Annotated in this window: 20 protein-coding genes and 1 tRNA gene; 14 read left to right on the top strand and 7 right to left on the bottom strand. The window is 31.9% G+C overall.

Annotated elements, in window-relative coordinates; genetic code table 11:
• The first annotated feature begins 290 nt into the window (after positions 1–290).
• Positions 291–887: an aspartyl/asparaginyl beta-hydroxylase domain-containing protein gene (locus ACKTSU_RS03240; protein WP_408034926.1), complete on the top strand. Its 597-nt coding sequence runs from the start codon at positions 291–293 to the stop codon at positions 885–887.
• A 76-nt stretch (positions 888–963) separates the two neighbouring features.
• On the opposite strand, the gene trxB is transcribed toward ACKTSU_RS03240, so the two are convergent.
• A complete protein-coding gene (gene trxB, locus ACKTSU_RS03235; protein ID WP_408034925.1) occupies positions 964–1,902 on the bottom strand; it encodes a thioredoxin-disulfide reductase in 939 nt (312 codons plus the stop codon).
• Between the two features lie 164 nt (positions 1,903–2,066).
• On the opposite strand from trxB, the gene ACKTSU_RS03230 reads away from it, so the two are divergent.
• Positions 2,067–2,141: transfer RNA gene (locus tag ACKTSU_RS03230), tRNA-Pro, on the top strand.
• Positions 2,142–2,470: 329 nt separating this feature from the next.
• On the opposite strand, the gene ACKTSU_RS03225 is transcribed toward ACKTSU_RS03230, so the two are convergent.
• From ACKTSU_RS03225 to ACKTSU_RS03200, 6 genes are all read right to left on the bottom strand, one after another.
• Entirely contained in the window at positions 2,471–2,851 is a 381-nt protein-coding gene (locus ACKTSU_RS03225; protein WP_408034924.1) for a hypothetical protein, read from the bottom strand.
• A 15-nt stretch (positions 2,852–2,866) separates the two neighbouring features.
• Positions 2,867–3,289 carry a GreA/GreB family elongation factor gene (locus ACKTSU_RS03220; protein ID WP_408034923.1) on the bottom strand — a complete coding sequence of 141 codons (423 nt, stop codon included), beginning with the start codon at positions 3,287–3,289 and terminating at the stop codon, positions 2,867–2,869.
• Positions 3,290–3,301: 12 nt separating this feature from the next.
• A complete protein-coding gene (locus ACKTSU_RS03215; RefSeq protein ID WP_408035323.1) occupies positions 3,302–4,603 on the bottom strand; it encodes a Glu/Leu/Phe/Val family dehydrogenase in 1,302 nt (433 codons plus the stop codon).
• Between the two features lie 140 nt (positions 4,604–4,743).
• Positions 4,744–4,914: a hypothetical protein gene (locus tag ACKTSU_RS03210; RefSeq protein ID WP_408034922.1), complete on the bottom strand. Its 171-nt coding sequence runs from the start codon at positions 4,912–4,914 to the stop codon at positions 4,744–4,746.
• Between the two features lie 187 nt (positions 4,915–5,101).
• Complete coding sequence (locus ACKTSU_RS03205) at positions 5,102–6,427, bottom strand: sigma-54-dependent transcriptional regulator (protein WP_408034921.1); 1,326 nt, start codon at positions 6,425–6,427, stop codon at positions 5,102–5,104.
• Between the two features lie 5 nt (positions 6,428–6,432).
• On the bottom strand, positions 6,433–7,530 hold the full coding sequence (locus tag ACKTSU_RS03200) for a sensor histidine kinase (RefSeq protein WP_408034920.1): 1,098 nt from the start codon (positions 7,528–7,530) through the stop codon (positions 6,433–6,435).
• A 217-nt stretch (positions 7,531–7,747) separates the two neighbouring features.
• Here ACKTSU_RS03200 and ACKTSU_RS03195 point away from each other — a divergent pair, with 217 nt between their 5' ends.
• The 12 genes from ACKTSU_RS03195 to ACKTSU_RS03140 all read left to right on the top strand — a co-directional run bounded on the left by ACKTSU_RS03195 (position 7,748) and on the right by ACKTSU_RS03140 (position 26,648).
• Positions 7,748–8,194 (top strand): protein-disulfide reductase DsbD domain-containing protein, encoded by a 447-nt coding sequence (locus ACKTSU_RS03195; protein ID WP_408034919.1) that lies wholly within the window; start codon positions 7,748–7,750, stop codon positions 8,192–8,194.
• A gap of 21 nt (positions 8,195–8,215) precedes the next feature.
• A complete protein-coding gene (locus ACKTSU_RS03190; protein ID WP_408034918.1) occupies positions 8,216–10,207 on the top strand; it encodes a protein-disulfide reductase DsbD family protein in 1,992 nt (663 codons plus the stop codon).
• Positions 10,208–10,555: 348 nt separating this feature from the next.
• Entirely contained in the window at positions 10,556–11,113 is a 558-nt protein-coding gene (locus ACKTSU_RS03185) for an RNA polymerase sigma factor (RefSeq protein WP_408034917.1), read from the top strand.
• Between the two features lie 77 nt (positions 11,114–11,190).
• Positions 11,191–12,390: a FecR family protein gene (locus ACKTSU_RS03180; protein ID WP_408034916.1), complete on the top strand. Its 1,200-nt coding sequence runs from the start codon at positions 11,191–11,193 to the stop codon at positions 12,388–12,390.
• A 220-nt stretch (positions 12,391–12,610) separates the two neighbouring features.
• Positions 12,611–16,153, top strand: a complete 3,543-nt coding sequence (locus ACKTSU_RS03175) for a SusC/RagA family TonB-linked outer membrane protein (protein WP_408034915.1) — start codon at positions 12,611–12,613, stop codon at positions 16,151–16,153.
• Between the two features lie 10 nt (positions 16,154–16,163).
• Complete coding sequence (locus ACKTSU_RS03170; protein ID WP_408034914.1) at positions 16,164–17,609, top strand: RagB/SusD family nutrient uptake outer membrane protein; 1,446 nt, start codon at positions 16,164–16,166, stop codon at positions 17,607–17,609.
• Positions 17,610–17,614: 5 nt separating this feature from the next.
• Positions 17,615–18,715, top strand: a complete 1,101-nt coding sequence (locus ACKTSU_RS03165) for a hypothetical protein (RefSeq protein ID WP_408034913.1) — start codon at positions 17,615–17,617, stop codon at positions 18,713–18,715.
• 14 nt (positions 18,716–18,729) lie between these two features.
• Positions 18,730–20,214, top strand: coding sequence for a hypothetical protein (locus ACKTSU_RS03160; protein ID WP_408034912.1), 1,485 nt, complete (start codon positions 18,730–18,732; stop codon positions 20,212–20,214).
• A gap of 195 nt (positions 20,215–20,409) precedes the next feature.
• A complete protein-coding gene (locus ACKTSU_RS03155) occupies positions 20,410–23,001 on the top strand; it encodes an insulinase family protein (RefSeq protein WP_408034911.1) in 2,592 nt (863 codons plus the stop codon).
• Between the two features lie 544 nt (positions 23,002–23,545).
• On the top strand, positions 23,546–23,779 hold the full coding sequence (locus ACKTSU_RS03150) for a hypothetical protein (protein ID WP_408034910.1): 234 nt from the start codon (positions 23,546–23,548) through the stop codon (positions 23,777–23,779).
• A 182-nt stretch (positions 23,780–23,961) separates the two neighbouring features.
• Positions 23,962–25,302 carry a thioredoxin family protein gene (locus ACKTSU_RS03145; RefSeq protein ID WP_408034909.1) on the top strand — a complete coding sequence of 447 codons (1,341 nt, stop codon included), beginning with the start codon at positions 23,962–23,964 and terminating at the stop codon, positions 25,300–25,302.
• Between the two features lie 14 nt (positions 25,303–25,316).
• The gene (locus tag ACKTSU_RS03140; RefSeq protein ID WP_408034908.1) at positions 25,317–26,648 is read left to right on the top strand and encodes a thioredoxin family protein; all 1,332 of its coding nucleotides are present in this window, start codon (positions 25,317–25,319) and stop codon (positions 26,646–26,648) included.
• Positions 26,649–26,668 lie beyond the last annotated feature (20 nt).

Here is a 26,668-nt window from a genome sequence, read left to right as displayed (position 1 = left end):
TTATTTACAAAATACAGCCGATGTTTTTAAACTGTTAACGTAACTTTCTTATAACTTTATACATAAATACAATAGCGACTTTGATGTACTTTAAAAGTCGCTATTGTAGTTTTTAAGTTAAAATATTAGAAAATTTAACTTGACTTAAAACTAATACAGACCTAACAAAACCTACTTTTATAAATTAAAGCAAAAAACTACCTTTAGCTAATTACAATTTCTATGAAAAATACATAGAGATGTATAATATTACTAAAAACTAACCTTATCTTTTTTATTAATCTATTTCTATGGAAACTACTAACGTTACTACTGATCGAATTAAATTATCATTTAATTTTGATGCTGCTAAAATGCTTGAAGAAGCTAAAGCCTTACAATTAGATAATTTTGAATACTATGATGTAATTCCTCTACGATCACCTGCACATTTAGTAGACACATCTTTACCTTTTCCTCCTCCTGCTGAAGACTATGCTGATGGATCTTGGACCGATTGGCTAGACACAGCTGCGTTAGAGAAATCTCCATACTTAACTAGTATTGTTAACTTTTTTAAGAAACATACAACTGTAAATCTTGTCAGGTTGCTTAGATTAGCACCATATGCAACTGTTAAAGAACACACCGACCCTACTTTAGGTTTAGAGATTAAAAAATCAGTAATTCGTCTTACCATCCCTATTCTTAACAATAAAAATGTAATTTTTTTCTTAAATAACACGCCTGTTTTAATGGAATCTGGAGAATGTTGGTATATGCGTCTTACCTCCCCTCATAAAGTCATAAATAACGGAGATGAAGAACGTATAAATCTTACCATAGATGTGATTCCTAACGATTGGATTCGACAAATGATTAAAGAGAGTGATAAAAATATGAGTTAGAAAAAACTGATTTTATAAAACAAAAAAAGGTTACGTGTGAATACGTAACCTTTTTTGATATTATATTTTAAGCTTTTTAATGTAACGCTCCTAAATAACGTTCTGCATCTAACGCTGCCATACATCCTGTACCTGCCGCTGTTACTGCTTGACGGTACTCTTTATCTTGTACATCACCTGCAGCAAAAACTCCTGGTAAATTAGTTTTTGTAGATTTCCCTTTAGTGATTAAATAGCCTGTTTCATCCATATCTAACACTCCTTTAAATAATTCTGTGTTAGGTTTGTGTCCGATAGCAACAAACACTCCTGTTACAGGAATCTCAGTTTTATCTCCTGTTTCATTGTTTACAGCACGAACTCCTTCAACAACACTCTCTCCTAAAACTTCATCTATTTCAGTATTGTACATTACTGTAATGTTTTCTGTTTTATTCACACGGTGTTGCATTGCTTTAGATGCACGCATATAATCTTTACGAACTAACATAGTAACCTTACTACAAATGTTTGCTAAATACGTTGCCTCCTCAGCAGCAGTATCTCCTGCTCCTACAACTACAACTTCTTGTCCTTTATAAAAGAATCCGTCACAAGTAGCACAAGCAGAAACTCCACCTCCTATTAAACGTTGTTCACTTTCTAATCCTAAATATTTAGCAGTAGCTCCTGTAGAGATAATTACTGTTTGCGCTTCGATCTCTGTTGTGTCGTCTACGATTACTTTGTGAACTCCTCCTTCTTCTTCAGAAAACTCAACTTTAGTAACCATTCCAAAACGAACATCTGTTCCGAAACGTTCTGCTTGACTTTTTAAATCTTCCATCATTGCAGTACCATCAGTTCCTTTTGGATATCCTGGAAAATTATCAACTTCAGTAGTTGTTGTTAACTGACCTCCCATTTGCATTCCTGTGTACATAACTGGTTTCATATCTGCTCTTGCTGCATAAATTGCCGCTGTATATCCTGCAGGACCAGATCCAATAATCAAACATTTAATTTTTTCTGCCATTATCTTAAAATTTTGAAGTTACAAATGTAATTTTTTTTTACTTCTATTATCTTCTTTTAAATATATTTTAACTATCGTTTTATAAGGTCAGATTATTTGACAAAAAAATCATTTTTTTATTTGTAGTTTACTTTTTTTTTCTACATTTGCAGTCCCAATTAACACGGGGTGTAGCGTAGCCCGGTCATCGCGCCTGCTTTGGGAGCAGGAGGTCGCAGGTTCGAATCCTGCCACCCCGACAAAAAAAGCCTGTTAATCTTTCGATTAACAGGCTTTTTTATTTAAAATTAGTGCTATTTACTTTTACTACGACATTATTAATTTCCTTTCAAAACCATAAACTCCATATTTAATAAAACATCCTTAAAAAGGCTGTTACCCTAAAAACAGTTAAATTGTTTTTAGTACATTTCTATCTACTTAGTAAATATGAATCATTATTAAATAAGTTAAGCTTGCTGTATTTATCAATAAAATAAGTCCATTGCAAAAAAGAAACCTTGAGATTCTCATCCCAAGGTTTATCAACTAAATCTACTAATCTAACAAACTTGTTTTCACAAGTATGTTATTCTTTTCTTAGAGCCTCTTCAAACAACTTATCTTTTAGTTGTTGATAAGCCTCTAAATTATCTTTATAACTTTCTCGTAATCTATCATACTCTCCTAAGTATGCCATATCGCATTGAATGTCATCACATTCTGCAACATTAGTATATGCATTTGAATATGGTAGGACTTTTTCGTAAAGCTCTTTGTTTAATTTTTTCCTTTTAGAGAAAAGCTCTTGTATTCCTATTGGTATAGTTTTTTCTCCTAAAGAGCTAGCATATAAACCTAAAAGGTTATCAATCTCTTTTTCTATATACTGTAATTGGTCTACCCACCCTTTTAGTTCTACATGATTGTACTTGTGTACTACATCTATATCGCTATTATTAAGTGTCATAACTTTTATAGTATTTTAAATTAAGGAATTGAGATTTTCACTTCCTACTACTTCTTGAGTTACCTTTAAAATTTTAACTTCCTTATTTCCTCCAGGAAACTCCCAATGAACAACATCGTTTAATGCATATCCAAATAAGGCTATTCCTATTGGAGTTAATATAGAAACCTTATTATTTTTCAGGTCTTTCTCTGTTGGTTTTACAATTTGTATCGTCTTTTCCCAAACATCACCAGAAGCTACAGTAACCGTGCTATTTAAGCGTACTACATCATCTAACATATCTTCTTCATCTAAAATGATTGCTGTTTTTAATTCTTCAGCAAATTTCATTAATGATTTTTGAACTTGATGACCTTCAGAATGCTCAGAAACATTCAGCATACTTTTAATATATACGTACTCTTTTTTTTCTAAAATTAAACTTCCGTGCTTCATTTGTGATATTCTTTATGGGAAAATTCCACGTTGAACATAAGCCTTTTCTATTCGTTGAATAGCTATACAATATGCAGCTTTACGCATATCAATTCCTTCTAACTTAGCGTAATCAGAAACTTTTGTATATGACTCTTTTAACTTTTTGTCTAATCTTTCAATTACTTCTTCCATGTTCCATAATTCACCGTTACGGTTTTGTAGCCACTCAAAGTAACTTGTAATAACTCCTCCTGAATTACATAAAATATCTGGAATAATTGTTACTCCTTTTTCTAAAAGGATTTTCTCACCCTCAACGTTTATTGGACCGTTTGCTCCTTCAGCTATTAATTTAGCTTTAATTAAGTGAGCATTGTCTTCAGTAATTTGGTTTCCTAAAGCTGCTGGAATACAGATATCACTATCAAGCGCAAAGAAATCTTCTTTTTCCACAGCTTCAGACTCTGGGTAACCAACTAAACTTCCGTTATTCGCTTTTGTATAGTTGAAAAAATCTTCTACTTTAATTCCGTTAGCATTCTTAATACTTCCATAAGCATCTTGAACCCCTACCATTTTAGCTCCTTCTTGCTCTAAGAAATATGCTGCCCAGTATCCTACGTTTCCAAATCCTTGAACGATAAACGTTTTTCCTTCTAAAGTTTCGTTATTTTCTTCTATCCAAAATTTGATAGTTAAGAAAACACCGTAACCAGTAGCTCTATCTCTTCCTTCTAAACCACCACTACCAATTGGTTTTCCTGTAACTACGTGTTGGTTCATTGAACGCGCAGCAGGAGCTTTAGTGCTCATGTACGTATCTGCCATCCACGCCATTGTTTGCGCGTTTGTATTAACATCTGGCGCAGGAATATCGTGTTCTGGCCCAATGTTATCTCCTAAAGCAAACGTAAAACGTCTAGTAATACGCTCTAATTCATCTTTAGAATATTTAGAAGGATCTAATTGAATACCTCCTTTACCTCCACCGTATGGTAAACCTGCTAATGAAGTTTTCCAAGTCATCCACATAGCTAAAGCTCTAGCTGCATCAATATCTACAGTTGGGTGGTAACGTAAACCTCCTTTATAAGGCCCTAATGCATTGTTGTGTTGTACACGGTATCCTTGAAAAATTTCAACGTCTCCGTTATCCATTTTTACAGGAAAGTTAACAATGACTTCGTTATTAGTAATACTTAATATTTTACGGATATTTGGGTGTAACCCTATTTGGTCTGATGCACTATTGAATTGCTCTAGTACATTATCAACCATACCTCTAGCATTCTTAGGCTTCGCTGGTACTTTTAACTCTTTTGTTAATGTCATCTCTTTTGTATTTGAGTTCGACTCTTTGTCTGAAATTTCACTTTTTGTATTATACATACGTCCATAATTTAGTAAGTCTGTTTTTTGAGGCTGCAAAAGTAAAAACTGTTACTGAGTCTTTAACTTTATTATTTTGTTTTTTACACAAATTCTACCTCTTGTTTTTCAGCTATTACTTCCTTCTGAACTTCTTCGTTACATTTTACCTCATTATATTCACTACATGACCAAACTTTTTCTTTTGATTTAGTCAATACACATGTGTTTAAATATTCACACGAAGGACAAATATTGAAAGGATTTGCATTCATAAAATTGTTACGTTTTATTTCTGTTCCATTAATGGCAAATGATATGCCGTTAAATGTGCCAAAAAACACAAAAATGAAAAAATCCCTTTATTTTAAAGGGCTTGAAATACTCAATAAAATTTATAGTGAAATTTAAAGCGGGTAATTTTTCCTCAGGTGAGTAAAAAAGTCTCAAGAAATTAAATTCTTATTCTTTAAGTTTTTCTCGTAAGGTTTTACGATCTATTTGAAGAATTTTTGCGGCTTGTGTTTTATTATTATTAGTAGCGTTTAAAACATTTTGTATATGACGTTTTTCCATTTCTCTTAAAGAGATTAATCCTTCTTCTGAAAAGTTGACATTATATTTTAATGATTCTGGTAAATGCTCTACCTCTACTACCCTATCACACATTATCACAGCACGTTGTATAATATTTTCCAACTCTCTAATATTTCCTGGCCAATCATAACGCAATAAGACATCTAAAGCTTTCGGACTCATCTTTACAAACCTGTCTTTATACTCAACTCCGTATTTAAAAAGAAACTTTTCAGCCAACATTGAAATATCTTCTTTTCGTTCTCTTAATGGAGGTACCTCTATTTCAACTACTGTTAGTCTGTAAAATAAGTCTTCTCTAAAAGAACCTTCTTGAATCATTTCTTTTAAATTATTGTTTGTTGCTGCAATGATTCTAACATCAACTTTTTCTGCCTTTTGGGCTCCTACTTTTACTACTTCTTTTTCTTGAAGTGCTCTTAACAATTTAGCTTGTACATTTAACGAAGCATTTCCTATCTCATCTAAAAAAATAGTTCCTCCATTCGCTGCCTGAAAAAAACCTTCTCTATTTTTATCTGCTCCCGTAAAAGCACCTTTTACATATCCGAACAATTCAGACTCTAACAGGTTTTCTGGTATAGCACCACAGTTTACAGCGATATAGGGTTCTTTTGAAAACCTTCCTTCATAATGTATTGCCCTTGCTACCAATTCTTTTCCCGTCCCACTTTCTCCTTTGATAGAGACTGTTGCTTTGTTATTTTTAACACGATCGATTATCTGAAATATTTCATTAATTTTTTCAGAAGCTCCTATCATGTCTCCATAAAATTCTTTATGCTCCTTTTTTTGAGTAGTAGAATCTTGTGTAGTTCTCGACTTTTTCAAGGCATCATCCATCGCCTCTTTTAACTCACTTTTCGTAAAAGGCTTAGTTAAATAAGCTACCACTCCAGATTTAATCGCTTCAAGAGAATCTTGTACAGAAGGATATCCTGTTACAATAAGTTTAGGTAATTTCGGATAATGTTCAGAAACAAACTTTACAAGTTCAAAACCATCAACCTCAGGCATTTTTAAATCGGTAATCAATAAATCTATTGATGTATCTCTTAAAATTGCTACTGCTTCTTTTACAGAAACTGCTTTATAGGTATGATAGTTCCAGGATTGTAAATGCCTGTGCAACAATTCTAAAATATGAACGTCATCATCTACTATCAGTATATTTTCTTTTTTTAGTTGCATTTCTTCTATTTTGGTAACCTTACTTCAAAGATAGCACCTTTTTCGCTGCCATTTTTCGCTGTTATCGTTCCTTTATGACTCGATACAATTCCGTGTACAACACTTAACCCTAAACCAGTACCTTCTCCTGTTGGTTTGGTCGTAAAAAAAGGTTGAAATACTTTTTCGAGAGCTTCTGGCGTAAGTCCTTTTCCTTCATCAGAAATTCTAAGAACTACTTCTTTATCTGTTTGAAAAGTTTCAATAACAACTAACCCATTTTTAGGAGAAAAATAAATTGCATTAATCGTCAGGTTAAAAATTATTTGTGTTAACTGCACCGTATCAGCCCTCAATAATAGTTCTTCATCTTCAACTTTTACAATATATTTTACCTCATGTTTTCTAAATGTAGCGTCTAATAAATCTATGGCGTCTTTTATACTGGGAACAATGTTTACTTGTTTCATTTCATGAGGCATTTCACAAGCAAAGTACATCAACTTTTTAACGACCTCTCTTGAGAAAATCGCACTTTGAATAATTTTTTCTACATCTTGAAGTGCCTTGTTATTTTCTTTTAAATCTGCCTTTAATAATTCTGAAAAACCTAAAATATTGGCTAACGGAGTATTCAACTCATGAGCTATTCCTGCAGTTAATTCTCCCAAAATAGACAATCGATCTGCATGCTCCATCTTACGCCTCATCGATAGCTCGTTTTTCTTTATCTCTATTCGTTCTAAAAGTCCGCCAATTTTTATAGCTACCGAATCAAATAATTCTTGTTCTTCTTTTAAATATAAATTCTCTTTAAATTCTTTACCCTTTATATGTGCTTCAATTTTACCTTTGGGTAAATTAAACACAGGAATATCACTCGAAATAATACAAATACTATCCTTTATCGATTTCTTTTCTATAATATTCCCTTCTATTTCAATAACTACTTCCGTATATTTAGGAAATTGGAGTGCCTTTTTTAAACTATAGGCAATTGCTTTTAAAGTAACATCTATCTGCTCAAGATCTGCATTTATTATTAAAGAAGTCACCTTGTAAAGGCATGTTAGCTCTTTAATGCGCTCTTGTAATTCTGCTTCGGTAGTACTTGATACTTTCATCTATTTTGGTAAGATTTTGTTACAGCGAAAATAACTGTAAATAATAACAGTATAAAAATACAAAATAACCCTGCAAGAGATATTCAACACCTCTTCATTTTTAGATGACTCTACTAAAAACCTACCATTTTATATAGGTAATGTCACCCTTTTTATAAAAAAGCACGTCTTATAAATGTAATCACCTAAGTAAATCACTTAATTTAAAATACATTTTATGAAAAAAATACTTTTTATCTTGTTGTTGGCCATCGGTAGTATTTCTTACGCACAGGTACACGATCCTGTAAAATGGAGTACTTCAGTAAAAAAGATTTCCGATAAAGAAGCAGAATTAATTGCCGTTGCTACGATTCAAAAAGATTGGCACTTGTATTCGCAAGAAATTCCAAAAGGCGGACCAATTCCTACCTTATTTACTTTTGAGGGAGATTCTCGTTACTTAAAAAAAGGAAACACAACAGAACCAGAAGGACATGTAATTGACGACCCTATTTTTGAAATGAAAATTAAATACTTTGATACCAAAGCTGTTTTTACTCAAAAAATTCGTTTAAAAACTGCAGAAAAGTTCACGGTTAAAGGAGCTGTTGAATATATGGTTTGTACAGGTGAAAACTGCTTACCTCCTAAAGAAGTAGAATTAGTTTTCAACGTAAATTAATCCTCTTACCCCATTAACATGATGAAAAAAATACTAGCATTTTTGCTTTGTTTTACTGTTGGATTTTCGGCTCTTGGTCAAATCCACGATCCAATTCAATGGAAAACAAGTGTCGAAAAGGTTTCAGAAACAACGTATAATTTAGTAAGTACGGCAACGATTGAGGGCGAATGGCATTTGTATGCACAAGAAGTTCCGAAAGGCGGTCCAATTCCAACGACCTTTACCTATGATGATGAGGGAGGAAAAATTAAAATTGTAGGAAACACTTCAGAACCTGAAGGAAAAATTAAGTTTACAACACTTTTTGGTGAAGAAGGAATGAATATAAAATCCTTTGCTAAAAAAGCAGTTTTTAAACAAGAAATAGAACTGGTAGATACTAGCGTAAGTCAAATTAACGCGTTTGTTGAGTTTATTGCTTGTACTGATGAAATGTGTTTGCCTCCAAAAGAAGTAGACTTAGCTTTCGATTTAACGAAAGCTACCGCAGTAACAGCTTCTGCTGATACAGCAAAAGAAGCAAAAACAACAGGCGAAGTAGCTTCAAAAGAACCGAAAAAGGAAGAAAAGAAAGGTCTTTTAGGAATTTTCTTCATCGCCTTTTTATCAGGATTTGCAGCACTATTAACTCCATGTGTATTCCCAATGATACCAATGACGGTAAGCTTTTTTACCAAACAAAGTAAAAGCAAATCACAAGGGATTCGAAATGCGATTATCTACGGATTATCAATTATCGGAATCTACGTATTATTAGGATCGGTAGTAACTGCAGTATTTGGAGCAGATGCATTAAATGCATTATCAACCAATGTATGGTTTAACCTAGTGTTTTTCTTAATCTTGGTAATTTTTGCAGTATCGTTCTTAGGAGCTTTTGAAATTACTTTACCAAGTTCATGGGCAACCAAAGTAGACTCACAAGCAGACAGAGGAGGTTTAATAGGAATCTTCTTTATGGCATTAGCCTTAGCAATTGTATCGTTTTCATGTACAGGGCCTATTGTAGGAACTTTACTGGTAGAAGCAGCCTCAAAAGGAGGAATTGCTCCTATTGTAGGAATGTTAGGATTCTCATCAGCAATTGCATTGCCATTTGCGTTGTTTGCAGCTTTCCCAGGATGGTTAAACTCATTACCTAAATCAGGAGGTTGGTTAAATACTGTGAAAGTAGTTTTAGGATTCTTAGAATTAGCTTTAGCATTTAAATTTTTATCGAATGCTGATTTAGTATTGCAATTACATTTATTAGAAAGAGAAGTGTTTATCGCTATTTGGATAGCTATTTTCGGAGCATTGGCTTTTTATCTCTTCGGAAAAATACAATTACCACACGATAGTCCAATTAGTCATATTTCTGTAGGAAGATTAAGTTTAGGATTGATTGTTTTATCCTTTACTATTTATATGATTCCAGGACTCTGGGGGGCACCACTAAACTTAATTAGTGCTTTCCCACCACCACAACATTATAGCGAATCACCTTATGGAGTAGGATTTACAAAAAAGGGAACAGCGAGTGTTCAACAAGACAATCACGAAGCTTTACCAGAAGGAGCGCATTTAATGCCTCCACACGATATCATATCATTTCATGATTATGACAAAGGGTTAGCTTATGCAAAAAAAGTAGGCAAACCGGTTATGTTAGATTTTACAGGACACGCTTGTGTAAACTGTAGAAAAATGGAACAAAACGTATGGGTAAAACCAAAGGTGTTAGACGTTCTTAAAAACAAGGTAGTGTTAATTTCTTTGTATGTAGATGACAAGCGCCCGTTAAAGGATGATGAAGTCGTAGAATCGAAATTGAATCCAGGAAAGAAATTAAAGTACATCGGACAAAAGTGGAGTGAGCTACAAACCATTAAGTACAAAGCCAACTCACAACCGTTTTATGTATTGATGAATCACGATGAATCAAACATATCAGATCCTGTAGGATACATGCCAGATGCAGATGAATATTTCAACTGGCTTGAAGAAGGAATTACCAACTTCAAAAAATAATACAACTCAAAAGCACCTTAAATTTTAAGGTGCTTTTAGACTTTTCTCCCTTAGAGTTTAAAAATCAAAAACATATAACACCAGACTCTTTTTATATGTTTAATTATCTCTTATCTTTATCATAGACAATCATTACATAAATAAAGAATTATAACAAATTCTTGTTTTTTGTTACAGCTCTAAATAAATTTAACAAGTTTATATGTTATTAAACATAACTTTATTAAACTTGCAGTAATTTTATGTTAATGTTAAGGGGTAATTAATATATCATTAATCTCTTTCTATAAATCTTGTACTTTTATTTTAAAAAAGTATACGCAGTATAAGATGCTAACAAGAAAATAGATGAAAGTATCTGGTAAAATCATTCAATACAACAGTAAGGAGTTCAAAGCTATATTTGAGCGTCTGTTTCCTTCTATGTGTATCTTAGCTTCTAATATTTTAAAAAGTGATGGAAAAGGAAAAGATATTGCTCAAGAAGCTTTTGTTAAACTGTGGGAAAAAGATAAAGAAGATTTTACAGATGAAAACTCCCTAAAGGCATACCTATACGTGCTTGTTAGAAATGCATGCATAAGTCAACTTAGAAAAGAAAAAAAGTTAAGTCGTACTACTTTAGATGAAGCTTATATTTTAGTTGAAAAAGAATTTTTAAATGAAGTTTTAAGAGAAGAAACTTACAATCTTTTACACGAAGCTATCAAAGAACTTTCTCCACAATCACAACAAGTAGTTAACCTAACACTTAAAGGATATAGAAATCAAGACATAGCTGAAGAGCTTAATATTTCTATCAACACCGTTAAAACTGTTAAAAAAAGAGCTTACAAGCTACTTAGAGAAAAGCTTGGAAATCAGTTTGTTTCAGCTTTATTTGCAAGTTTTTTTCATTTTTTTTAACATTTTTGTCACCCCCTCTCTCAAAACTAGCGTCTTACTTTTAAAGTAACATTATTGTTTACATAAATAAGAGCATAGTGAAGAAAATTAAGAAACAAATTGAATACTCTAACCTACTAGCTGGCAAAGTGCTAGATTCTTTAACTAAAGAACAAAAAAGTGATTTACAGCAATGGGAATCTGATCCTTATAACAAAAAAGTAGAAGAAGATATTTTAAACCCAGAAGCCTTTAAGACATGGCAAGCTAAAGTTCAAAGTTTAGATACTTCTGAGCAGTGGGAGCTTTTTTTAAAAAATACAAAAACTACTTCTGCTGATAAAAGTAAAGTTATTAAAATGAAGGTTTTAAAGTGGTCTGCTTCTATAGCCGCCATCTTTATTTTAGGCTTTAGCTTAAACTTATTTTTTAACACTTCTAATGGTAAAAAATATCAAACTGCAAAAGAAGTAAACATTAATCCTGGTACTCCACAAGCTGAACTTGTTTTATCTACTGGTGAAACGGTTAAACTACAAGATTCTATTAATACAAATATTTCAGAAGGTACAATTACTGCTAAAAACGAAAACGGACTCTTAGCTTATAATGATTCTGAAAAACAAGCTGAAATAATATCTAAAACTAATACGCTAAGAGTACCTAGAGGTGCTGAATATCAATTAGTTTTATCAGACGGCACAAAAGTATGGTTAAACTCTGATTCAGAACTGACGTATTCTGTTCCATTTACTGGTAAAGAAAGAAAAGTTCTATTGAAAGGTGAGGCTTATTTCGATGTTACTCCGAACAAAGAAATGCCTTTTGTGGTTGCTACAGAAAATCAAGATATTACTGTATTAGGTACAGAATTTAACATCTCTGCTTATACAGACGACCTTAACACTATTACTACACTTGTTGAAGGTAAGGTTAAAACAACTTCTTTAGATAATAATGAAGTAGTAAAGGAAAACTTTTTACTTCCTAATGAACAGTTGACCTTAAACAAAAACTCTAAGAAAACAAGAAAACGAACAGTTGACCCATACCCTTATATCGCTTGGAAAGAAGGGCGTTTTTCATTTAAAAATGAATCGTTAGAAACTTTCTTTACAAAAATAGCTAGATGGTATGATGTTACCGTAATAATAGATAATGAAAGCATTAAAGATATTCGATTTACAGGCGACTTACCTCGCTACAATAACATGAGCAACATCTTAAAAGTTATTGAAGTCGAAATGTCTGTTAAAATTAAAATAGAAAACAACAAAATAATACATGTATCCAAGTAATTAAAAAAACAATTACTTACTCTTTAAAGCTTGCGCAGGCTTTAATATTTATCAAAAAATTATTGATAAGCTAAAGAAAATGGAAAATGATGTTTTATTAACCTCTTTTCAGCGTACTGAAAAGATTAAAAACAAAGATTAACTTATGAGGCTGTCCTTTATTTTATTCTTCTGTGCTGTGCTTACACTCAGCGCCTCGAATTATTCACAATCAAAACGTGTGAATCTTAACTTAACCAATGTTAGTTTCACCGAATTATTTAATGAAATTCGAAAACAAACAGATTATAGTTTTTTCTTCAATGAAGAAAAAATTTCTAAACTAGATAATTTAACTATACGCAAACAAGGTGCTACAGTTAAAGAAATTTTAAACGACGTTTTAAAAAACACAAAAATGTCGTATACCATGGTAGATGGCGTAATTGTTATTGTAGACGAAAAGCAAAAAAGTTCTACAATTACAGGTAAAGTAATCGATTCAGAGACTAATAGTCCTATTCCTGGAGTTAGTATAATGCTAAAAAATAGCCGCCTAGGGACTGCTACTGACTTTGATGGTAACTTTAAACTTTCAGTTCCAAAAGAAACAGGAACTTTAGTTTTTTCTTTCTTAGGGTTTGCCAGTAAAGAAGTAACCTTTCAAGGTTCTTCTAATTTGATTGTAAAATTAGATCCAGATGCCTTTGAATTAAGCGAAGTAGTTATTACTGGTTATCAACAGGTAGACAAAAGAGAACTAACAAGCTCTATTGCTTCTGTTGAAGCTGAACAACTTGATATTGTTGGTGCTATTAGTGTTGATAAAATGCTAGAAGGAAAGTCTACAGGGTTATTAGTTACTAATTTAAGTTCTACTCCTGGAGCAGCTGCTAAAATTAGAATTCGTGGAGGAAGTACTTTTACAGGAAACCAAAGTCCACTTTGGGTTATTGACGGGGTTATTTATGAAGATCCTGTTCCTTTAAGCGCTCAAGAAATTAACAGTTTTGACAACATCAACGTTATTGGTAATGCCCTTACTGGTATTAATCCAACTGATATTGCCAAAATTGATATTTTAAAAGATGCTTCGGCAACTGCTATTTACGGAACTCGAGCTGCTAATGGTGTTATTGTTATTACAACCAAAAGAGGAAAACAAGGAAAACCTGTTTTAAACTACTCTAGCGGGTTTAGTTTTATTCAAGCCCCTCGTTACAAAGATTTTAAATTAATGAACTCTAAAGAACGTATCGATGTTTCTAGAGAAATGTACGAACGTAACCTAGGGTATACAGGGTTTTATGATAATGTTGACAGATTAGGGTATGAAGGTGCCTTAATGAACTTATGGGATGGTACTTATAATTATAATCAATTTAAAAATCAGGTTAACTACTTAGAAACTTTAAATAGTGATTGGTTTGGAGAATTATACCGTAACTCTTTTACTCAAAAGCACTCTGTAAGCGCTTCTGGTGGAGGTGAAAATGCTCGTTATTATTTTTCTTTAGGGTATGACGACCAAAAAGGTACAGAAAAAAACGTATCATTAAACCGTATTACTGCACGCTCTAACGTTGATCTTGATATTAGAGACAATGTGTTGTTATCTCTTAAATTTAGTGGAGCTGTTCAAAAAGGACAGTACAACCACGGTTCTATAAACACATTTAACGAAGCATACTACACTAGTAGAACTGTTCCTATTTATGATGAAAATGGTGAATATTTCTTTCAAAACAAGGAGGTATATGCCGATGGTTCAAACATTACCTACGGTAGATACAATGTATTGAATGAAATGGACAATTCTGAAAAGAATATTACCAACAAAGATTTTTCTATTTCCGCAGCATTACGTTGGAACTTCCTTGACAACTTCCGTTTTAGAAGTCAGGCAAGTTATAGAAACACTACCAACCTTACCGAAGAATGGATTACAGAAGATTCTTACTACACAGCTAAGTTACGTACCTACGATGCTTTTGAAGATTTAGTACAAGAGCATGTAGATTTAAAAGGAATGGTTCCTTTCGGAGGTGTTTATAACGGAGGTATGGTTAGTCAAGACACCTATGCTATAACAAACCAATTAAACTTCAATAAGACATTTGCTAATAAACACTCTGTAAACATAAACTTAGGACAAGAAGCACGTTCTACGAATTACTGGGGAGCTACTGGATTTACAGTTCCTGGTTACAACCACTATCAAGGAAGAGGTTTTATTGCTCTTCCAGATATTGGAGCTTTAAGAGGTTTAGGTAATTCTGGTTTAGATTTTGAAAACTACGATTATGACAATATGATAAATTGGCTTACGTCTGATGGTAATTTATCTGTATATCCTAGAATTACGGATCGCGTTCAAAACAGTCTTTCTTGGTTCGGAATCTTCAACTATGTATACAACAGTCGTTATGTGCTTAACTTTAATATTAGAAGTGACGGGTCGAATACTTTCGGTCAATACGAGCGATACAAGTTTAAACCTACTTGGTCTGCTTCTACTCGTTGGAATGTTCACAATGAAAAATTCATGGACAATCTTGATAGTATTGATGAATTAGCTTTAAGAGCTTCTTATGGTGTAAGAGGTACAATGCCTAATGCAAGCCCGTATTTAATTATTTCTAACTATGGTAAAAACAATGCTACTTATTATCCAGAAAACACAGCACAATTAACTACTTTCCCTAACGCAAATTTACGCTGGGAAAAAACTGAAACTCTTAACTTAGGGTTAAACTATAGCCTTTTTAAAGGACGTGTTAGTGGTGCTTTAGATTATTCATACTCAAAAAGTACCGATTTATTACAAGGTCGCCCTGTATCGTTAGTTAATGGTACAGCTGTACAAATGTATAACTCAGGTAGTAAAGATGTTAACAGTTTTGAATTCGCTGTTAGAACCATTAATCTAAAAAACGATAACGTATCTTGGAGTACACATTTTAACTTCTCTTTTGATCGAGATAGAGTATTAAGCGGGTTTGAAGACGGTGCTCAAAATAACTTAACTATTTACGACTACTTAAGAGGAAGTATCTACAGATCTGGATTCCCTACAAGCGGTTTCTTCTCTTATCAATTTGATGGTTTATCAGAAGAAGGGTTACCTACTTTTAAACACTTAGTAGAAGAAGGAATGTCTGCTGAAGAGCAATTACAAAAGGCATTAGTGTATGAAGGAAGTAGAACACCTTTATACTATGGAGGCTTTGGAACACAAGTTAAATCGGGTAACTTTACCTTCTCAGCTAACTTTACTTATAAATTAGGACACAAAACAAGGTTATTAGGACTATATAACGGTAATCAAAATTTACCTTTACCTTATGAAAACATGCACTCTGACTTTAATGACAGATGGAGACAACCAGGAGATGAAAACTTTACTAACATCCCAGCGCTTTCTAACCATACATTAATTTATACCTCTAGTACTTCTGCTAATGGTGTAGATAGAATTTACGCTACCAATGTTGATAAAGTAATTCCTACAGGAGCTAGTGCTTGGTGGATGTACGATAATAGTGATGAAAGAGTTGTTGATGCAAGTCACATCCGTTTTCAATCGTTAACACTATCTTACAATGTACCTTCTGAGTTTATAGAAGCCGCAGGCATTAAAAACCTTAACTTAAGTGTACAAGGAAGCAACCTTGGTTTCGTAGCCTTTGATAAAAAACTGAAAGGACAAGACCCTGATCAAGTTTCAGGAATTGGATTACCAACTTCGCCTACTTACAGTTTGAGTTTAAACATGTCATTCTAAAACTTACAAGATGAAAAAAATACTTTTTATACTATCGATATTCACTTTTTTGGGATGTAGCGATTTTCTTGAAGAAGTAGATCAAGATAAATTAGTTCCTGAAAAAACAGATCATTATGCAGCTTTAATGTTGCACGAATTCAATTATGCATATCCTCTATTCAAATCTGTTTATCATATGACAGATGATGTTGTAGAAGACCCTAAAGCCTATACTTCAGCCAAGTTTGATTACAAAACCACTTATACATGGCAACGTGAAATAGAAATTGATGAAAATGGTAAAACTATAAATACAAACGGTGCTTGGGAAAACATGTATGAAGATATTGCTATTGCTAACTATGTTATTGAGTTGATTGATGAAGCTCTTGGAGAACAAGAAGAGATCAACTTTATTAAAGGTGAAGCTTATTTTATAAGAGCATTATCTTACTTCAACTTACTTAACCTATACGGACAACCTTTTAATCCTTCAACTGCAAATGTTGAGTTAGGAGTTCCCTTAAGAGATGATATTGGTGTAGAAGCTACTTATAACAGAAATACTGTAGAAGAAGGATATGCTTTAATAGAAAAAGATCTTTTATTAGCCTTAGAAAACTTAACTGCTAGTAATATGACAAAGAGTAAGTGGCACCCTAATATTGCCGCCTGTAATCTTTTAATGTCGAGAGTAAAATTATACCAAGAAAAATGGGATGATGTAATTAAATACTCTAACGAAGTTATCAATTCGGGAAGTTTATCAAAAATGTCTACGGCTAGCCCTTTTATTACACAAGGTAACGAAGAAGTTTTATATTCTTACTACACGATAAATCCTGTTTTTAGTCTTTATACTTCAGGAACTACTCTTGATGACTCACCATATATTGTGAACAACGAGTTAGTAGACCTTTACGATGATAATGATATTCGTAAACAAGCATTTTTTGCTACTGTAGATGATGGAACAGGTAAAAACACCTACAGAACAAAAAAGCACGAACCAGGACTTTTTACTGATTTAGGTTTTGCAAACTTCAGAGTGTCTGAAGCTTACTTGAACAGAGCCGAAGCATATGCTCAAAAATCAGATGTAGCAAATGCCATTAATGATATTAAAGAGTTACACAATGCTCGTTATTCGAATGTTTCAGGTGTTACATATCCATCAGCCGCAGACGATGTTTTAACATTCGTTTTAAACGAACGTAGAAAAGAGTTCTGTTTTGAAGATCACCACAGATGGTTCGATTTACGAAGAATGGAAAACAGACCTGAAATTAAACATGTATTTACATTAGTTGAAAACAACGGTTTAAAAACGGGTACAGAAACCTATACCTTATTACCAAATGATTTAAACTATACGCTTCCTATTCCTATCAAGGAAAGACAAAACAATCCGCTTATTAGAAACAATGAGCGTTACGAAAAGATCCCTGTAATAGATGAAGCAATAAACATTTAATCAACATGAAAAAATATATTTTATTATGCATGGTTTTACTGGGACTTACAGTAGCATCGTGCGACAGTTCAGAAGCTCCTTTATCACCGTCTAACTCAGACAAAGACAGAGTTGAATCTCAATTAGATTTATCAAATCCTACCATTAAGAAATTATATGCAGATTTTAATGTAGGTGTATTATATGAATACGATAATGTTTTAGATTTTGCCTATGTAGCTTCCTCATCAACCCAAGCTGAACTATGGGGTGGGGTTGAAATTCCTCAAATAAAAACCTTGTTTGCCGATCCATCTGTTTCAGTAGGTATGAGTTACAAACAATATGTAAATACTGCTATTGAGTTTTTAAACACTTCTCTATTTAGCTATTTTGATCCTAATGGAGAAATTGCTACGCTAATGCCTCCTAAAGTACTTATTAGCGAGTCAGTATTTAGCGAATCCTTAATCGTTGGTAATACTGGAGACGTTTTAACAACTTCTGAAGAACGCTATAAATCTACTGCTCAATATGGTCAAAGAACCATATACAATGATCATTCAATCGTATTTGGTTTAAATCTTAACGAAATTGACGGCGATGAAGACGAGTACACTAAAGATAATTTCTACATTTTTTTAAGTAGAATTATAAGCACACATAAATTAGGTGATAGATTACCTAATTCTTTCTTTGCTGGTAAAGATGTGTACTATAATCAAGAAATGGAACCTATTTACAGAGAAGAACAAAATCTTGGTGAAGAAAAAAGAGTAGATGTAATAGATAAAAACTGGTTTTATTCTAAAGGATTTATTGATGCTCAATATTTCTACAATGGTTCTAGCGGATTAAGAAGTTACAATCAATATTACGACGAAGATGGTAACCGATTACCCACTAGAATAAGGCATACTAAAGCTATTCGTCCTTCTTATGAATTCATTAGTGGTAAGGACCAAGATGTAAGAAGTTATTTAAACGAGTTAATGTTTAGAGATGCTGATGAAATTTCAGCATTTCCACAAAAAATTCAAGATAACCTAAAAGCACTTTACGACCTTTTAACAGGTTTAGGAGTTGATTTAATCGCTATCAATCCAGAATTATCGGTACTTAACTAATAAAAACCAAAATCATGCAAAAAAACATTATATATATATTATTTGCGGTAGTCTTTGCTGGAATGATTTTTCAGTCATGTCAAGATGACCCGCGTTTTCCAGATCCAGGTTTTGAAATCGAAGATCAACGTATAGAAATTCGTAGAGATACTGCCGATTTTTATGACATAAAAATGAAAATGAATGTACCTAACGGTGTACAAAGAATCGACTTAATTGATGCTACAGACTATTCTTTAATTAAAGAAATTAACGAATATAATGGCAATAAAAACTTTGATTTTAATTATCGTGTAGATTTAACTCCTTTTGTTAAAGATACCGTTTTAAACTATATTGTAAAAGTACTTGATACTGATAAACGTAGTTTTAACCAAGGTATTAGAATAGCTGTAAAGGCTTTCTCTTTTCCTGAAATCAAATTAGTAGGTGGACAAAACATTGCTGTTGCAGCACCTGCATACAATGTAAAGGGTTTAATATCAACAGGATTAAACACTATTAATACAGTAAAAGTTCTTTTTGATGGACAAGAACAATATAGCTTTACTGCTAGTCCTGATAACCCATTACACGAAATGCCTTTAAAAGCATTGATCTTTTTTGGTAATTTAGATCCTAGTCTTGAGTATCCAATTGATATTGTTATCACCGATGATAAGGGGCAAGAATCTACAACTACCATCAATGTTCGCAAAAGTGAAACGGTTAAAAAACCTATTTTAATAAACATGTTAAATAGCTCTAACATACTTATTAAAATTGTACCTGATTACGACGAAAAAGAGCGAATAACTGGTTTCGATTTCCTTTGGTCTAATACAGGTAGAAATTATCGTACAGACTTCGAATATAATGATTTAGATATGGTTACTAAGACAACCTATAAAAACATTGATAGTGAAGGCTTATACACAAGAGAATATGTAACTAATATAACCTATATAGAAGGTACTAAACAAATTATTAGTATCGACCAGAATGAAATAGATTACGATGAGTTTGGAAATATTGCTACAGAAGAAACAACAACATTAGCTAACAACTTCATATACGATGGAAGTGGAAATGTGTTGTCTTTTTCAACAACTTCTATTGTAGAAAACATTTATTATAGTGATCCTTTTAACTTAGGTGAAAGTGTTTACGGAGATTTTTGGCAAAGAGACAGCTATATCTCTAGCAATACGGTTAGAAGACAACATAGAGAAGATTACGATCCTGTACTAGTACCTACCTATACAGAAGGCTTACCTCCTTTCTTTGAGAATGGCTCAAGTGTTTTATTCCAAATGATGCAAGATATTTTTGTAAATAAGTATTTAATGACTAAAACAGTTCCTACAGACCCATCTTACAGTAGTACTTATTTACTAGAACCAGCATTTACCTATGAAACTGATGAAGAAGGAAATATTTCAACAATAGTAAGAACAAATGTAGGAGGTGGTTTTAATGATAAAGGAGACACAACCATTTACTCTTTCTTCTACGAATAAGAATTAAAAGAAGTTTTTATAATGAACATAAATTTTTCAAAAACATTTTTTATAGTAAGTTTTCTTTTTATGTTTTTAAATTCTGCCCAATTTTTTGGGCAGAATTTTTATATACCTAAGGGTATTACTTACAAAAAATTAAATAACGGATTTACTTATTACATAGTTCCAAACGGTGAACCTGGCAAGGTAGGTATGTATTTATTATCTGATACTGGTTCTGAAGTAGAAAAACCTCACGAACGCGGAGTAGCTCATTTTTTAGAACATATGGTATTTAAGGGTAGTAAAAATTATCCTGGAAACCAAACTATGGAAACTCTTGAAAAACTAGGACTTCGAATTGGTAAACAATACAATGCTAGTGTAGATGACTCTAAAACCGAATATCGTGTTTTCATTCCTGAAAACAACACTGCTACTTTGAATCAAGTTCTTTTATTGTTTAAAGATTGGATGTGTGACTTACAAATGGACGATGCTTCTTTTAAAGTAGAACAAAAAGTAGTTATTGAAGAAATAAACAAACGTTCTAACACCCCTTCTCCTCTTTTAACAGGTACAATTTTAGAAGGACACGATGGTTTAGGTTCTATTGAACAAATTAATAGTGTTACCGCTAAAACTGTTAAAGACTTTTATAAAAAATACTATACTCCCGAGCAACTTTCTATAGTTATTAATGGTAATGTTGATGTAAAAAAAGTATCAAACTATATTGAAACTCTTTTTGGAAGTATTAAAGCTTCTCCTAACAAAATCACACAGAAATACCCTGACATTACTACTAAAACAGTAATTAACGGCACTATCAAAAACAGTAAAAAAGAAAAAGATCCGTTGTTAACTATTGCTTTTAAATTTCCTGACACGCCAATTAATAGCTATAGTTCTTTTAAACAACAAATTGGTCAAATTCTTTTCTCTAATATTTTAGAAAACAGACTACTTCAATTACCTAACTCTCAAATTGGTAACTCGAGTGTTAATTTAGGAAGTCCTGTTAAAGGCAGTAAAATATACAACGTTAGGTTACAAGGAGATAAAAATGTTTCTTACAAACAAATGCTTACTGATTTTTCCTACGTAATTAATCAAGCGAATACGCATGGTTTTTTACAAGAAGAAATTGATTTCTTTTTAAACAGGCTGATAAACAGCTATAAAAGATTCGGTGACGATGACTTTATTTCTTATCACGATGTTAAAAAGCATTTTTTAACGGGTGATGCACCTATTACAGGTAAGAAAAAACTAGCATTGGTTCAAAGTATGAAACATCAGTTTATTCCAAAAGATTTTGAAGTAATGTTAAATGATTTCATTCACTATCATAAAACCATTTTATTTGATAATACCTCAACTGCATTTCAACAAGATTTTACGAACGAGTATATTTTAAATACGTTAAAAAATTACGATCGTATAAAAACAGAACCTTATACTTTTAAAGAACCTAAAGGAGGTTTTGATTTTAGCCAAAAAAAGAAAGTACTTGAAGAAGTTATAATCGACATAAAGACACCTTCTGAAATCAAGGAAAAAATTACTTTAGGAGAAAATTTATATCTTTTAAAATATGCTAATGGAGTATCAGTTGTAGTAAACAAAAATCAAAACACTTCCAATAAAATAAAAATAGTAGGAAAACATGGTTTAGATATAATTCCTGAAAAAGACAGAGGATTACTATCAAACTCTCTTAAAAGCTTGAACGATTCGTTTGGTAAATATTCAAAAAAAGAAGCTTACAAATTATTACGTAATTTGGGTATATACAAACGTGTTGATCTTTCTAACTTTAATTTTGAATTCGAATTAAAAGGTTCTGATGATAACTTTGATCAATTAATAAAAGTTTTTAATTTATTAGTTACCGAAGAAAATCTTCCTGAGGTTGAGGATCTTCAAAGAAGCATCAGCATACAACAAAAAAGAAAAAAGTCTTCAAATGAACTTGACAACTTTTTTGATAAAGCTGTAGGTAAATCACTCGCTACTCCTAACAACAATGATACTATCATATCCAAAGAAGTAGCCGCTCGTTTGTTAAATTACAATTCAATATTGAAACGTAATTTAAAAAACTCTTTTGTGTATGTTGGAGGCACACTTCCTAAAAATGTAGATGAAATGATATCAACCTACATTGCTACAATAACCCCTGGTGAGGTTACTATTCCTCAAACTAGAAACAATAATCCTTTACCTATTGCAAAAACATTGGTAAAAGAATTTCCTTGGGGTAAAAAATCTTTAAGTAAGGTTAATTACTTGTTCAACTTACAAAGACCAAAACAACTTACGTTAAAAGATAAATTAATTACAGAAGCTATATCGGAATACGGATTCATTCAAATATTTAATATCCTTAGAAAAAAACATGGATTTATATATTCAATGGGAACCACTGGTTATACTACCATATCTAGTAATACCTCATCAGTAAGTCTTCGATATATTGTTGATTCTGATAATTTGAATAGTTCTCGTGAAGCTGCGATTAATGAAATCATAACACCCATGAGTAAAGGAAATATTACTAAAGACGATGTTCTTAAAATGAAAAACATTTTAAAAACTAATTATGCTTTAAACTTTTATGATGAAGAACGTGTTAGTGGCGATTATCTTAATTGGGGACTTAATTACGGAAAGCTATTTACCTTAGATGAATTTCAAAAAAAAATTGATGATATTTCTAAGCGAGACATTAAAAGAAGCATGAAAAATATTATAAACACAAACAAACACTTTATTCTTATAAATATGCCTATGAAAAAATAAAGAAATCTTTTATTTTTTTATTGATTAACAAACTGTTATGTACACCAACATAACAGTTTTTTTTATTCTTATGTCACCCTTCCATTTAAAAAATACGTCTTACTAATATACATTCAACAATATCCTATTTTGACAAGCTCACACAAATGATTGTTGTTGATTATAAAACTTAACAAGTCTAAATAGTTTTACCCTTTAAAATTACCAAAGACGTGTTTTTTATTTGAATTGATTAAAAAGCTGTTAGTTAACTAACAGCTTTTTTAATTGTAATAAACTCCTTATTTTTAGTAAAAATAAATGCTATAAATATGTTTCTTCTCAAACCTTTTCTGGCGCTACTCGCCTTTGTACTTTTTACGACCGTAACTTTCGCCCAACAAAGTAAATATCCTAAAGATACCATTTACGTAAAATATGAAAATAAAGTTCAAAATAAAAAATGGCTTAGTGATTATGGGTACGGTAACAATAAAAAAACGGTATTTTATTTAATATAAAAGATGAGAACAATAAAAATATGCTCTTTTTTTATGATAAAAAATTGAGTACAGATACCTTATGTAATAAACACCTAAAAAACTACACCTTTTTAAACTTAAAAGAAATTAGAGAAAAAGAAATAAACTGGGTAAACAAAAAGTATTCTAATTCAAAATACAAACCTTATTCAGGTTCAAAAAATGCGGCTTTCCATACTTATTTGATAGAAGAAATTTCAAAAGAAAAATTTGTAATATATCCTGTTATATGGAGAAATGAAGGAGCTATAGATTAAAAAATTAACAGCTCATTTTATAAATCAAATTCTAAAAAACACATATACATACCAATTACCCTTTCTCTTTCTTGAGTATTTTAAAAGCTGTTAGTTAACTAACAGCTTTTTTATTTTCATGTCACTCCTTCTGCCAAAAACTGCGTCTTACTAGTATACAATACTAATTTAATAAAACATTCATGAGAAAAATTGTCTTTACATTTTTAATCGTATTGTTTGTTACTACTAACAATACACAAGCTCAAGGAATTAATTTTGAACATATATCACTCGATGAAGCCCTAGCAAAAGCAGCATCTGAAGATAAACTTGTTTTTGTTGATTTTTACACCGTATGGTGCGCTCCTTGTAAGGTAATGAGTAAAAAAATATTTCCACTTCCTGAAGTTGGAGAAGCTTACAACAAAAACTTTATAAGTATTAAGTTAGATGCTGAAAAAAAAGGTGCATTAGCAGCTAAAAAATACAATGTATCAAGCTACCCTACTTTAGCTTTTATAAACAGTAGCGGAAAATTAGTTTATAAAGATACTGGATCTCAATCTGCAGAAAGTTTTATTAATTTAGGTAAAAAAGCAATTGCTTCATTAAGTAGTGAATTCAGCTTAGAAAAGTTACAACAAGAATTCCCTAACAAACAAAACGACGAGCATTTCTTAAAGATTTACGTTGAAAAGATGATTGAATATGGACAATCTCCTATTCATGGTATCGAAGCTTGGTTAACTGTTCAAACTGAAATTAAGGAAGATGATGTTGATATGATGGAATATCTTATGAAACACAACAACTATCTTTTACTAAACAGTAAAGCTGAACAAATTCTAAAAGCAAACTTTGATGAATACATGGATATTGCTACTAGAGCAGAAGAAAGAGAGTTAAAAACCTTTCATCTTAAATTTATAAAAAACACCAGAGATTTTGCTATAAAAACAAAAGATGCTGAATTAATGAGATCTTTTATTGACACTTGGAAACAGCTTCCTAACAGATACCGAAGAGGTAATCCTACAGAATATGAATTAATCTATTTAGCGATTCTTGAAGATTATGACGGATATAAAAAACTTGCTCAAGAATACATCTCTGGTATAATCAATGCAAAGCCAATTGCTCAAATTCAAAAAGAAGATGCTGAATACTTCGAAACGTTTCAAAAAAACTATAAAACCAACTATAGCATCAATAGAGAGCAAACCATGGAAAAATTAAAAAGCCATGGAAAAATAGCTGGTGAAAATATTGAAACCATTACCAAAATAGGACATACCTATTTAAAACTTACCAAAAAGAAAAAGGATTATAAAGTATTAGAAAGCTGGATTGAGTATGGTTATGAATTGGTTCCTAATAGCTTTTACATAAACGATTTAAAAGCAGACATGCTTTATAAAAAAGGAAAAACTAAACAAGCTATTGCGTTAAAAAAGATAGCTGTTGAAAAATGGATTGATAGTAAAACGCGTCCATCAAAAGCATATGAATTAGAAAAAATGCAAAAAGGAGAAACTCTTTAAAACTAGAAAAAATTATGACTAATAAAATAATATTATTTCTTGGGCTACTCTTATTCCCTATTTTAAGCAATGCTCAACAAGGAATTAACTTCGAAAGCGGAAGCTTTGAAGAAGCTTTTCAAAAAGCCCAAAAAGAAAACAAACTGTTATTTGTTGATGGATATGCCGTGTGGTGTAAACCTTGTAAAAAAATGGATAAAACAGTTTTTAAAGAAAAAGAAGTGGGTGATTTTTTCAACGAACATTTCATTTCATTTAAATTGAATGTTGAAAAAGGTAACGGACCTCAACTTAAAGAAAAATACGCCATTGAAGGATTACCTGGTTATGTTTTTATTGATAATGATGATAAAGTAGTGTACAGAACCTCTCATGCTATGCCTACTGATGAGTTTTTAAAAGAAGCGCAATTAGCGGTAGACTATTCAAAAGACCCTAATAGTGTAGGACGTTTACACGAACTTTATACTAAAGATAAAAATGACGAAAAATTAGCTAGAAACTATTTAGACAACTTATTAAGTCAAGCAAAAGCTAAAAGCTACATAGATGTTTTAGAAAACTATCTTACTATTCAAAGAAACGTTCCAGAATCTAGTAAAGAAATGGTTTTATTATTAGCTAGACACTACGAGCAAATTGTTTACGGCGGTGAAGCTGATCGAATTATTAGTAGCAACATACGTACAGATGAATGGAAAAAATATGTACGTAAAGATATTAGAGAAGTATATCAAAAGCTTCCTAAAAAAATGGTAGAAACTACTACCGAGTATGCTATTCAAAAACAAGACACAACTATTTTAGAACTAACTTTAAAAAACGCTGAAAATATAGGACTTAGAGTAGATGATGAACAAAGAAAAAGAACCTACACTTATTACTATTTTAAAACAGGGCAAGGTGAAAAATATAAACCAATGGTACAAGATGGTATCAACGCCTTTGTTGCTTCTTTAGATAAAGAATTTTTACGTAAAAACTATTTAAAGTGGTTAAAAGACACAGCAGCAGGTGATCCTGAAGCTTTAAGAATAAGACCTTTCTCTGTACGTGAAAGTAACAGAATTTATCAATCAGCAAAAAGCTTCGCTCCTTTCGTAAATACAGAAAAAGAAACTGAAGAAGTGTTGAATTGGATTACTGTAGCATATTACATCCGTCCTTCTTCTGCTGAATCTATGAACGATTATGCTGATATTTTATATGTTATTGGCAAAAAAGAAGAAGCTGTAAAAGTTAAAGAAGAAGCTTATAAAGCTGCCCAAAAAGAAAAATTAAAAACCATCACTTTAATCAAGCGAAATCTAGACTTGATGAAAGCTGGAGAAAAAATTTCATTATAAAACAAAATAATAGTAAGAGT

Origin of the sequence: Tenacibaculum aestuarii, from assembly GCF_964510395.1 — a bacterium.
Taxonomy (GTDB): domain Bacteria; phylum Bacteroidota; class Bacteroidia; order Flavobacteriales; family Flavobacteriaceae; genus Polaribacter; species Polaribacter aestuarii.
The sequence above is the reverse complement of the archived record's forward strand: the minus strand, read 5'-3'. Positions and strand labels throughout refer to the sequence as shown.

Coding starts and splice junctions, on each gene's coding strand:
- ACKTSU_RS03240 (WP_408034926.1), top strand. CDS start 291: ATGGAAACTACTAACGTTACTACTGATCGAATTAAATTATCATTTAAT.
- trxB (WP_408034925.1), bottom strand. CDS start 1,902: ATGGCAGAAAAAATTAAATGTTTGATTATTGGATCTGGTCCTGCAGGA.
- ACKTSU_RS03225 (WP_408034924.1), bottom strand. CDS start 2,851: ATGACACTTAATAATAGCGATATAGATGTAGTACACAAGTACAATCAT.
- ACKTSU_RS03220 (WP_408034923.1), bottom strand. CDS start 3,289: ATGAAGCACGGAAGTTTAATTTTAGAAAAAAAAGAGTACGTATATATT.
- ACKTSU_RS03215 (WP_408035323.1), bottom strand. CDS start 4,603: ATGACATTAACAAAAGAGTTAAAAGTACCAGCGAAGCCTAAGAATGCT.
- ACKTSU_RS03210 (WP_408034922.1), bottom strand. CDS start 4,914: ATGAATGCAAATCCTTTCAATATTTGTCCTTCGTGTGAATATTTAAAC.
- ACKTSU_RS03205 (WP_408034921.1), bottom strand. CDS start 6,427: ATGCAACTAAAAAAAGAAAATATACTGATAGTAGATGATGACGTTCAT.
- ACKTSU_RS03200 (WP_408034920.1), bottom strand. CDS start 7,530: ATGAAAGTATCAAGTACTACCGAAGCAGAATTACAAGAGCGCATTAAA.
- ACKTSU_RS03195 (WP_408034919.1), top strand. CDS start 7,748: ATGAAAAAAATACTTTTTATCTTGTTGTTGGCCATCGGTAGTATTTCT.
- ACKTSU_RS03190 (WP_408034918.1), top strand. CDS start 8,216: ATGAAAAAAATACTAGCATTTTTGCTTTGTTTTACTGTTGGATTTTCG.
- ACKTSU_RS03185 (WP_408034917.1), top strand. CDS start 10,556: ATGAAAGTATCTGGTAAAATCATTCAATACAACAGTAAGGAGTTCAAA.
- ACKTSU_RS03170 (WP_408034914.1), top strand. CDS start 16,164: ATGAAAAAAATACTTTTTATACTATCGATATTCACTTTTTTGGGATGT.
- ACKTSU_RS03165 (WP_408034913.1), top strand. CDS start 17,615: ATGAAAAAATATATTTTATTATGCATGGTTTTACTGGGACTTACAGTA.
- ACKTSU_RS03160 (WP_408034912.1), top strand. CDS start 18,730: ATGCAAAAAAACATTATATATATATTATTTGCGGTAGTCTTTGCTGGA.
- ACKTSU_RS03155 (WP_408034911.1), top strand. CDS start 20,410: ATGTATTTATTATCTGATACTGGTTCTGAAGTAGAAAAACCTCACGAA.
- ACKTSU_RS03145 (WP_408034909.1), top strand. CDS start 23,962: ATGAGAAAAATTGTCTTTACATTTTTAATCGTATTGTTTGTTACTACT.
- ACKTSU_RS03140 (WP_408034908.1), top strand. CDS start 25,317: ATGACTAATAAAATAATATTATTTCTTGGGCTACTCTTATTCCCTATT.